Annotated in this window: 2 protein-coding genes and 2 pseudogenes; all 4 read left to right on the forward strand. The window is 59.0% G+C overall.

The window, feature by feature from the left end; all coding sequences use genetic code 11:
- Window positions 1-91 (forward strand): annotated as a pseudogene (locus ACIGHN_RS27980) (elongation factor Tu); the annotation flags it as partial.
- Window positions 92-117: 26 nt separating this feature from the next.
- Window positions 118-429: a 30S ribosomal protein S10 gene (gene rpsJ, locus ACIGHN_RS27985; RefSeq protein ID WP_005796953.1), complete on the forward strand. Its 312-nt coding sequence runs from the start codon at window positions 118-120 to the stop codon at window positions 427-429.
- A gap of 210 nt (window positions 430-639) precedes the next feature.
- A pseudogene (gene rplC, locus ACIGHN_RS27990) lies at window positions 640-1,310 on the forward strand (50S ribosomal protein L3).
- Window positions 1,310-1,911: 50S ribosomal protein L4 (gene rplD, locus ACIGHN_RS27995; RefSeq protein WP_396507583.1), on the forward strand; the 602-nt coding region annotated here is incomplete at its 3' end. The pseudogene rplC and the gene rplD, both read left to right, overlap by 1 nt.

The following is a 1,911-nucleotide window of genomic DNA, read 5'->3' on the forward strand; positions in this document are numbered from 1 at the left end:
CCCCATCGCCATGGAAGAAGGTCTGCGCTTCGCTATCCGCGAAGGCGGCCGCACCGTGGGCGCTGGCGTCGTGGCCAAGATCATTGCTTAATTCACAAGCATCAGAAGGAACTTGCCATGTCCAAGCAAAAAATCCGCATCCGCCTGAAGGCCTTCGATTACAAGCTGATCGACCAGTCCGCCGCCGAGATCGTTGACACCGCCAAGCGCACCGGCGCGATCGTCAAGGGCCCCGTGCCCCTGCCGACCCGCATGAAGCGCTTCGACATCCTGCGTTCGCCCCACGTCAACAAGACGTCGCGCGACCAGCTGGAAATCCGCACGCACCAGCGTCTGATGGACATCGTGGACCCTACGGACAAGACCGTGGACGCCCTGATGAAGCTCGACCTGCCCGCAGGCGTGGACGTCGAAATCAAGCTCCAGTAATGGCAGCTTCGGGGCGGGCCCGGTGCCCGCCCTGGTAGAAATAACGCGAACTTGCTTGAAAAAGCGGTTCGCGTTATACTTTAGGGCTTCGCTTCATTTGCGCCCGCTTGCGGGCGCTTTTTGCGGAGTTTTATTAACCTTCTTTCATGCACGCGAGTGCAACGCCACAGCCAATTGAAGTTGGGGCGGTGAGAGTTTTGGAGAAAACCAATGAGTCTGAGCAACTCCCTCGGGTTGCTGGGTCGCAAGGTGGGCATGATGCGTCTGTTCACTGATGATGGGGACGCAGTGCCTGTCACGGTGGTGGATGTGTCCAACAACCGCGTTACCCAGATCAAAACCCAATAGAACGATGGCTACGTGGCCCTGCAGGTCACGTTCGGTTCGCGCAAAGCATCGCGCGTGACCAAGCCAGAAGCCGGCCACCTTGCCAAGGCAGGTGTGGAAGCCGGTGAAATCATCCAAGAATTCCGCGTGACCGCTGAAACCGCCGGCAAGTATGCCGCTGGTGCCGCTGTGCCCGTGGCGGATGTGTTTGCCGTGGGCCAAAAGGTCGACGTGCAAGGTACTTCGATCGGTAAGGGCTACGCCGGCACCATCAAGCGCCACAACATGAGCTCGCAGCGCGCGTCGCACGGTAACAGCCGTTCGCACAACGTGCCTGGCTCGATCGGTATGGCACAAGACCCAGGTCGCGTGTTCCCGGCAAGCGGATGACGGGCCACCTCGGCGATGTCACCAAGACCACGCAAAACCTCGATGTGATCCGCATCGACGAAGCGCGTCAACTGCTCTTGATCAAGGGCGCTATTCCGGGCTCCAAGGGTGGGTTCGTGACGGTGCGTCCAGCGGTCAAGGCCAAAGCACAAGGAGCGAACTAATGCAGCTCGAACTCCTGAATGACCAAGGCCAAGGCGCATCCAAGCTGGATGTTCCAGAAACCGTGTTCGGTCGTGAATACAACGAAGATCTGGTTCACCAGATCGTGGTGGCCTATCAGGCCAACGCACGCCAAGGCACGCGCGCCCAGAAGGACCGCGAGCAAGTTCGTCACTCGACCAAGAAGCCTTTCAAGCAAAAGGGTACGGGTAACGCACGTGCAGGTATGACCTCGTCGCCACTGTGGCGCGGGGGCGGTCGGATTTTCCCGAACATGCCTGACGAAAACTTCACGCAAAAGATCAACAAGAAGATGTACCGCGCCGGCATGTCTGCGATCCTGTCGCAGCTCGCCCGTGAAGGCCGTCTGGCTGTGGTCGACTCGCTGAAGCTGGACTCGCCCAAGACCAAGGTTCTGGCCGACAAGTTCAAGGCGATGAACCTGCAATCGGTGATGGTGATCGCCGAGGAAGTGGACGAAAACCTGTACCTGGCATCGCGCAATCTGGTGAACGTGCTCGTCGTCGAGCCCCGTTACGCCGATCCCGTGTCGCTGGTCCGTTTCAAGAAAGTGCTCGTCACCAAGGTTGCAATCGTCAAACT

The sequence above is a fragment of the Acidovorax sp. NPDC077693 genome, assembly GCF_044542805.1.
GTDB lineage: Bacteria > Pseudomonadota > Gammaproteobacteria > Burkholderiales > Burkholderiaceae_C > Acidovorax.

What these genes read in the sequence shown, in the direction of transcription:
- rpsJ (WP_005796953.1), top strand. Translation starts at nt 118, where the DNA reads ATGTCCAAGCAAAAAATCCGCATCCGCCTGAAGGCCTTCGATTACAAG.